The following is an 8,963-nucleotide window of genomic DNA, read 5'->3' as shown; positions in this document are numbered from 1 at the left end:
AGCTTCAATAACACTGTAGTTTTGTTCTAAGACTAGCTTTGCAGCGTCTAAACGAAACTCAGGGCTAAAGTTCGGTCGTCTTGGTTTAGTCATTGGTTCACCTGTTTTATCTATGAGATGAGTATATCACCTCTAATTAGGTGGCCAAATTCACTATGCCACTACAAAGGAAGGCTCCCTTTAAAAAACAACGAGAAGGTTGAACTCCTCACCATAAGCCGACAAAATACCGCCTCTTTTACATCTTGTCCGGGACGACGTATTCATGGCAATGCTCACCACATTAGGTCCGCTTCTTATCGCTTTACTGTTCGGCTATTGGGTCCACCTCAAACCTTTCACGCCGGAACGTGTTGCCAAATGGCTAGAACAACTGGTTTACCTAATCCTCGGGCTCATTGGTTTCAGCCTTGGATCACTAGAAAACCTCATTGAAAAGCTATTAATTGCGGGCTATCAAGCCGTCATCTTAATTTTGCTGGTCAGTAGCCTCAGTCTTTTAGGACTGTATGTCAGCGGAAAGTGTTTTAATAAACACATGGAGAAGAACCCTGAACAAGCGGCATCGGCGAGTCTCAAGCAAGCCTTACTAGACGCTTTAAAGACCATCAGCTGGGTCATTGGTGGTGTGGCGCTGGGCGTCATCGGACAAAACTGGGCATTACAGATAGACGAATACGTAACTTGGTTGCTGTATTTTTTGTTGTTTTTAATCGGTTGCCAATTACGACAAGGCAACTATCGCTTACGTAAACTCTTTCTGAATAGCCAAGGGGTGATCATCGCCCTAGTCACCATAGTAACAACACTGCTTGCGGGTTGGCTGAGCTGCTTTATTTTGGACTTAACTTGGTATCAGGGCCTGGCAGTTGTCTCTGGATTTGGTTGGTACAGTTTATCGGGCATACTCATCACGGGATTAGGGGATCCGGTGCTTGGCACCACGGCCTTCTTATTGGATTTAAGTCGCGAAATCATCGCTCTGATGTTCATTCCCTTTTTAGCTCGTATCAATAGCCACTTATCAGTTGGCTATTCTGGCGCCACAGCCATGGATTTCACCTTACCCATGCTAGGCAAATTCCACGGTTCACAAATCGTCCCTGTGTGCATTGCAAGTGGCTTTATCATGAGTATTTTAGTCCCTGTGTTGATTCCGCTTTTTCTTGGAATGAATTAGAGAGTGGAGATAAGTTAAGTTGGCTTTGACCCCCTCTAACTCCCCCTTAACAAGGGGGAGGACCAAGTGCAATTTCGCACAGGAAATGGAAAGCTTTTAATCCCCTCCCCTTACCAAGGGGAGGGCTAGGGTGGGGTTCTGTCTACCCCTTCACTTTAACCCCCTCTAACTCCCCCTTAATAAAGGGGAGAACCAAAGGAGCCCCCCTTAATTAAGGAGGAGAACCAAAGAAGAACGCCCCGCTGAAAAAAGGGAGAACCAAGTGCAATCTCGTACAGGAAATGGAAAGCTTTTAATTCCCTCCCCTTACCAAGGGGAGGGCTAGGGTGGGGTTTTGTCTATCACTTACCTACCCCCTCTAACTCCCCCTTAATAAGGGGGAGAACCAAAGGAGAACTCCCCCTTGAAAAAAAGGGGGAGAACCAAAGGAGAACTCCCCCTTGAAAAAAGGGGGAAACCAAGTGCAATCTCACACAGGAAATGGAGAGCTCTTAGTCCCCTCCCCTTTATTAAGGGGAGGGCTAGGGTGGGGTTACCTTTAATCGTCAAAAAACCGTAAAGACCGGAATGTAAAGAAACGGCCTTTCGCAAACACTGTCATGCTTTTGTAAAAGCGATTGTTTCACTACATAAACGAGGATTAATCTCACTTTACGTCTTGTGCTTTGTGGAACCGTTCTCTAAATAAAAGAGAGATCTTTTGGAACTCAAACAAAGTGTGCAGGTGAAGGGGTCGCTTTGATATAGTGAAACACATAAAATTGGCTTAAGCAGCCAAGCTTATGTTAGAACACTACTGTTACAAAAGAGCGACGGATCTGATTTTGCAAAGCACAAGGCGTATATTGCACTTTCTGCTTTGTCGTCAACTTGTCAATCTACTGGCACAATAAGAACAGTATGAAATCGAGCTCCGTCTTTAAATCTGACTCCACTCAGTAATAATTAATTAAATAATGGAACACTTTTTATGAAGAAAACTCTAATCGCGACCTTGATGATGTCCTCTGTTGCTTTTGCTCACGCAGACGACCACAAAGACGCTAGCGCAGCCACGTTAGATTCCAAACAACAGAAATTAGGCTATAGCTTAGGCACCATGCTTGGTACGCGTATGTCACAAAGTTTCTCAGACTTAGATGTCAAAAGCTTCGTAGCAGGCTTTGAAGATGCGACAGCAGGGAAAGAACTTCAAATGACAATGGAAGAAGTCACTCAAACCATCCAAGCATACCAGCAAGAAGAAATGGAAAAAGAGCAGCTAGCTCAACAAAAAGCAGCGGAAGAAGCAAAAGCCGCATCAGAAGCTTGGCTGAAAGAAAAAGAATCCGAAGATGGCGTACAGAAAACAGACTCTGGCTTACTGTATAAAGTCATCACCACTGGTGAGGGTGAGAAACCAACGGCAACGGATACGGTAAAAGTGGATTATGAAGGCACCCTAATGGATGGTTCCGTTTTTGACAGTTCTTACCAACGCGGTGAACCAATTACCTTCCCACTAAACGGCGTAATCCCAGGATGGACCGAAGGTCTTCAGCTTATGCCTGTCGGCTCAAAATACGAACTGTACATCCCATCTGACCTAGCCTACGGACCAGGTGGCACAGGCCCAATTCCACCAAACGCAGCGCTTAAGTTTGTGGTTGAATTGCACGGTATTGAAAAGGCTGAGTAAAATCTAAAGACTTTTATCAAAAGTCTACATAAACTAAAAAAACGCTGATTGATTCAATCAGCGTTTTTTTTATTGTTAACAAAAAGGCAAGTTCATGCTGAAAATCAAGTCTCGAATACTTTAGCTAATTCTTCTCGCTCTGCCCAACGAACAGCCGCCCAACAGTAAACAATTGGAAAGGCATACATTATCACACCAATATTATGACTAAACATAGACTGGGTTAGGGCAAAATCCATATAACACATTGGAATTAGTGCACCTGCCATTGCATAAGAACGAATATTCCAGTTATTTTTATACATCTCCATTTTATGGAGAAAGAGCTTAAGTGGTATCAAATATAAAGCCATTAGTGAAATAAAACCAAATATCCCCATTAACCCCAATGCATTGAAATATTCATTATGAGCGTGACTAAATTTAACAGCTTCAGGAATGATCAAACCTTGTTCAACCAGCTCTTTCTTGAAATCATGACTTGCGTATTCTCCTACACCGAAGAAAGGAGAATCCTTGAACATTTCAATTGCAGCCTTCCACATTTCAAATCTGAGGCCGACAGAAGTATTTTTATTTTCACCAGAAACGTAATGAGAAACATTACTAACAGCAGAGGAAATACGGTTTTGAACACCAGTTTCAGGAATACTAATCGCGGCAACCAAGAGACCCAAAGCCACTAATGCCACCACTATAATATTCTTTTTTCCAATTAAATCTCGAGAGTTCCATAATATAAAAAAACAAATGAGAGGTAATGCAACCCAACCACCTCGAGTTCCTGATAATATGGAGGCGATAATGCCAGCCACTCCACCCAATAAAGACAGAACGAGCCAAAGTGAATTTTGACGTTTTAGAAAATAGAAACAACTAGCAAAACACATCATCCCCATTAGCATAGCGGTATTTCCAAACATAATCGCATTTTCACTACCGCTAGCACGAGATACACCTAAGAATATTTTTTCATATATAGCTAAAGCACAAGCACTTATGGCTCCAATAATTACGCCATACCAAAGCCATTTGACATTACCTTGAACCTTTATCAATAAAATCAACACAGGAATTACTAAAAGAAACCTTGATGGCCTATCTAGTTCTCTAATGTGCCAACCGTCAAGATAAACTGAGAAAAATGCATAAATTGCATAAGCCAAAAAAACGAAAATGATTTTTTTATCTTGAAATGAAAGTCTTTCTTGATTATTTTTGAAAAACAAAATTGAAACTGTTGATATAAAAATCAATGATGCCCCAATATTATATCCAGAAGGATAAGACAAAGAAATTGCAAAGGTAAGCGACAAAAAAAACCAAACTAAACGACCCCAAAAAAAAGACAGCATCAAAATCCCAGTTAAATCCATAATAATTAGTTTGAAATAAATGTATATACTTACTAAAAAATCATTATTCACTTTCAAGTAGGATTAAAAAATTCTTTAGTTATGACGAATATTACAACATAGAATATCTAATATATCATCATATTTTTTTACACCACACACTCAATTTTTTCGCATCTCTTGCTTAATTCGTTTAACTATTTTCTTCACATCTTGCGCTTGGTTTTTATCCATTACCAAAACCACGTCTGCAGTTTCCACAATGACTAAATCTTTAACGCCTACTGTAGCGACCAAACGAGACTCTGAGCGAACTAAGCAGTTATTTGTCCCTTCCGCCATGACATCGCCTAACAGTACATTTTGGTCTTCATCTTTATCGGCATAATCATACAAAGCATCCCAGGCACCAATGTCACTCCAATCCCCAGTATAAGGCACCACTTTGGCTTTATTGGTAGGTTCCATTACAGCAAAATCAATGGACTCTTCAGGACACTGTGAAAACAGTTCAGCATCAATTCGTACAAAATCCATATCTTCATGACGATTTTCATAGGCCGCCACAACGGCATCAGCAATGTCTTTTCTATATGAGGAAAGTTCTGCCAGATAAGTATCTGCTTGGAATAAAAACATGCCGCTGTTCCAGAGGTAATCACCTGAAGCAAGATACGCTTCGGCTTTCTCTAAATCTGGCTTTTCAACAAATTCTGCTACTTGATAATTCTCTGCAGAGCGAATGTAACCATAGCCAGTCTCAGGACGAGTAGGCTGCACTCCAAAGGTTACTAGAGCATCCTGATTTGCAAGTTCTGCGGCTTTTACAATACTGGCTTCAAAAGCAACAAGATCACGAATCACATGATCGGCAGGCAAAACCAACATAAGGGCATCAGCACCGTATGCTTGTTTCACTTCCAATGCCGCTAACGCAATGGCTGGCGCCGTATTACGGCCTTCTGGCTCCAGAACAATACTTGAGTTTTTAACACCGATGGATTGTAACTGTTGTGCGATAAGAAATCGGTGATCCTCATTACACACCACAATAGGATCAGCCACATCAAGAGAAACAGTACGTAAGAGTGTTTGTTGCAGAAGGCTAAGTTCCTGATCAGTCAGTGATAAGCATTGCTTAGGAAAATGCTCACGCGAGAGCGGCCAGAGACGATGGCCGATACCACCCGCAAGGATTACAGGAATAATTTTCACACACAGGCTCTTTGTTGCATTGGAATAATCTAAAGATAACCACGAAGTCTACCAAAACCGAACAACAAGGCATACATAGAGAGACTGTATTTTTAGCAAGAAAAACCAAATAGCCTGTTGATTTTTTATACAACCATAGATACTTTTAATAACACGGTAGTAACCACACAATCTCTTCAACAAGGACAAGTTATGAACGCTATTTTTCAAAACGTCTTCATCGCAATTGGTGTTATCTCCTTAATTACCGGCTGCTCATCCAATCGAATAGTGACAATGCCAAATGGCTCTTCAATCGACACTGAAGAAAACATTGCTTTATATCCAGATGCATTAAGTACACCACTTTTTCTGTCTAGCTATCAAGCCTGTCAGCCAGAAATCGATCAAAACATCAACCTCATCACAAATTGGTTCAAATCAACAGCACCAAGAGATCAGGTAGATACTTATCAAGTAGCCAAAGACGCAGCGCCTACAAAAGCCAATGAGCTCATTAGAAACTTTTATTTTGAACAACAAGAAAGGGCCTTTGACGAAACATCACCTACTGACACCTTTGCCTATGAAAGACGCCTTGAAATCAAAGCCTTTGATCCAAGCAACCAAGCCGCTGAAATCATCACTTATGTGAAAAATGGTCGAAGATGGTCGAAAGCCACCACTGCCATCCCTATGGAAAAAGACCTATTTTACAACCACCGTTATGTTAGAAAGAATGAAGCGAAAAATACCGAGGCACTTCGGAAGCTTTACTCATCACACATTCAAAGCCATAGAAAAGCCTCCAGAGGGAGCCGTGACCTTATTAAGACTTTGAGATTCATGCCTCAAAATACAAAATCTATCTTCATAGAAAATAAAAAACAGTACCTAAGCATGTCTAATGATGACGCCTACCGTTTGCTCATGCTCAGTAAAGAATCACCTCTAGAAGCCGTTTTTATTTTCAAGCCATTAGCTTGTGCTCAACCCGAAACCAATAGGTCCGTTGCTGACAGAAACAGAATAGCAAACATCCCTATTGAGCTATTGGAAATTCAGATCTTTGCCGATGATAAACAAGTGTTTCAATCTCACTAGCAAATTACGTAATAAGGAGCGCCGCTATGAAGTTATCATTAAATAACCTAATGATGATTTGCCTAGCGCTAATATTGTCGTCTTGCGCCGCAACCAAAAAAACCGACGAACTAAACGAATGGTATTTTGAAAACCAAAGACAATCCGTTTGGCAATCAAGTCGCATCCAAAGTAGCTTTGATAAAAGCCATGCCAATTATTTAACCATTCAAAAATTGACCAAAATAACAGAATCCAACTCCTCTCATGAGCTGATACAAACCTTTGGAGAAATGTCTCAAATAAAGACAGACTACTCAACAAGGTTCAAACTCTATCGAACAAAAGCAAAAACAGTGCGACAGATATGGAGAAGCACAGACAAAATCACAGAAGGTGAAGAGAATTGGAATACTACCAATGATTTTTTGACCTATTCAGATCAAGAATTAGCCGAACTAGATACACTGTATAACAATTACTTCCTCGTTGAAGCAAAATTCAACCGCATTCTGAATAGCAAAGAATTTAGCGCTTATAACAGAAGGTTGCCAAAAACAACCAAAGCCATTAACAATGTTTTAGCAGAGCATGAAAGACAACAAGAAAAAGAAAACTACACGCTAAGATTTAATGACAATGTCATAGCGGCCATGACTCGAAAGCTAGAGACAACAAAATACCAGTTTAACGATTTACTCAAACTAACAGACAAAGACAGCTTGATTGAGCAGCAGCAAAGGACCCTTAACCGCCCTAAACATTTACGCAGAGTAAGGTTTGAGCTCACCAGTGACACACAGAGACAACTCGATACACTGCTTAGTCAGCACATCAATACACACATAGTAGCAGCGGCACAGCAATATGCTAAAGAGATCCAATCCCCCCGACAAGCCAGCAGAGAACTGCCATTAATCGATAAAAAGTCCAAATTCAAAGCACTTTACCCCTATGTTTCTGTGGATAATCGAAACACAGTCAATCAAGCTTTTCAGGCAAAGCGTAGCGAGCTATTTAACCAAGCCATTATACTGCCTAGCCAAGCTGGGCTCACACAGATAGAGCAACAAGGATACCAGCCAACTGAACAACTAAAAAGACGCATCCAGCACCACTTGGCCTTCACAAAACAGTATAAGGACTTACTGGATCAACCCGAGATTCAACAGCACCTAAAGCAAGCCCAACAGCAAAGAATCGCATTATTAGATCAAATAAAAGAACAGCGATTGCAAATGATCCGTAATGCTGCGTCTTTTAATGAACTCAACTTTTTTTACCAAGAAGTCGTGACGAAAGACGATGCAACAACAGCACCTGCAATGGCGTTAAAAGCAGCACAAAAGCGCACTTATCAAAAAGTAACTGAATTTAAACCGACTTACTCATCGACAAATTTAGACGTCAACAGCTTTAACAACGCCAACCTAGCACTCAAAACCGAATTAACTGGCCTTTATCTTGGCGACTTTTCAAACTCTAGACTGACACCCAACACAACCCTAAGCAGTATGCTGTTCTCAAACTACCTAAAAGCTTACTCAAATCTTTGTCCGCAATACCTACCCAAAAACAAAGTGCCAATCACCAAAGCCGTTTGTGAAGACAAAATCATTACTACGAATGGCTGGGGCCAGGTTGTCAGCCGGAACTGTGTAAAATGGGCTGATAGACCAACAGGCATGTACGCCGATCCAAAACTTTACCAAGCCAGCATAGAACAATCACGACAAGCAGGGTTAAAACTGATTGGCAGCGCATTACTTTCCAGTGACGTGACCGCTAAGTTTTCGGCTTTTCGAGATGAACAAACACTACAAAGTGATATGCATAAGCTGATTAAAAACAACCAATGCAGTAACGCCGGATTACAACGCTTTGAGGACAACCTATATCGCTTCGCCACCAAACAAAGCCCATTACCCCTGAAAAGCGGCACCCAACTGGCGGATTTGGCGGTGTTTTATCAGGCAGACTTAAACTACCAAAACATTAATACCCAACATTTAGCGAATGCCTTAGTAAAAGAAAACGCCAGAACCTGGCTAATGAATCGCTACTCTGATGGCTCGCTACAAGTGATAAACACAACCAGCAACCCGGAAGACAACAGCCTGAAAGAAATCCTAGCAGGGTATCGCTATGGCACCGCCTTTGGCGGCGGTTACAATGGCAAAGTCCGCATTACCTTTGCAGACAGAATACCTAAATGCCTTTACTTCGCGGACAATCGCGGTTCTTGTCGAGCGGCGTCAAAAATCATTACCAACCAATATGAAAGAGGTAGATACAACAAATAAAGATTCATGAATGGCACACAGGTGATTCAAAAGACAAACCAAACGATATTGCCTTATTAAATCACCAGTACATGCTGTAATCCCCCCATTTTTAACAGGGGTGAAAAGTAGAGCCTAAGCTGCCTTCATAAGCCATTTAGGTGGAATGCCACCAATGGCACTGTTTGGCC

General features: G+C 41.4%; 6 protein-coding genes. 4 read left to right on the top strand and 2 right to left on the bottom strand.

Features of this window, described 5'->3' with window-relative positions; translation table 11 throughout:
• Positions 1–265: 265 nt before the first annotated feature.
• Both DFP76_RS17925 and bamJ read left to right on the top strand, forming a co-directional pair.
• On the top strand, positions 266–1,180 hold the full coding sequence (locus DFP76_RS17925; RefSeq protein ID WP_113875921.1) for a LysO family transporter: 915 nt from the start codon (positions 266–268) through the stop codon (positions 1,178–1,180).
• A gap of 970 nt (positions 1,181–2,150) precedes the next feature.
• Positions 2,151–2,858 (top strand): BamJ family beta-barrel-assembly machinery protein, encoded by a 708-nt coding sequence (bamJ, locus tag DFP76_RS17920; RefSeq protein ID WP_113875920.1) that lies wholly within the window; start codon positions 2,151–2,153, stop codon positions 2,856–2,858.
• Between the two features lie 104 nt (positions 2,859–2,962).
• Here bamJ and DFP76_RS17915 read toward each other — a convergent pair whose 3' ends face one another.
• Positions 2,963–4,285: an O-antigen ligase family protein gene (locus tag DFP76_RS17915; RefSeq protein ID WP_245931977.1), complete on the bottom strand. Its 1,323-nt coding sequence runs from the start codon at positions 4,283–4,285 to the stop codon at positions 2,963–2,965.
• A 90-nt stretch (positions 4,286–4,375) separates the two neighbouring features.
• Entirely contained in the window at positions 4,376–5,428 is a 1,053-nt protein-coding gene (locus tag DFP76_RS17910) for a mannose-1-phosphate guanylyltransferase/mannose-6-phosphate isomerase (protein ID WP_113875919.1), read from the bottom strand.
• A gap of 117 nt (positions 5,429–5,545) precedes the next feature.
• Here DFP76_RS17910 and DFP76_RS17905 point away from each other — a divergent pair, with 117 nt between their 5' ends.
• Both DFP76_RS17905 and DFP76_RS17900 read left to right on the top strand, forming a co-directional pair.
• A complete protein-coding gene (locus tag DFP76_RS17905; protein WP_147084241.1) occupies positions 5,546–6,511 on the top strand; it encodes a hypothetical protein in 966 nt (321 codons plus the stop codon).
• A 26-nt stretch (positions 6,512–6,537) separates the two neighbouring features.
• Positions 6,538–8,793 (top strand): hypothetical protein, encoded by a 2,256-nt coding sequence (locus DFP76_RS17900; protein ID WP_113875917.1) that lies wholly within the window; start codon positions 6,538–6,540, stop codon positions 8,791–8,793.
• The last annotated feature ends 170 nt before the right edge of the window (positions 8,794–8,963 follow it).

It is taken from the genome of Marinomonas aquiplantarum, assembly GCF_003314975.1.
Lineage (GTDB): Bacteria > Pseudomonadota > Gammaproteobacteria > Pseudomonadales > Marinomonadaceae > Marinomonas > Marinomonas aquiplantarum.
Note: the sequence above shows the minus strand (reverse complement) of the source record. Positions and strands in the feature narration are given on the sequence as shown.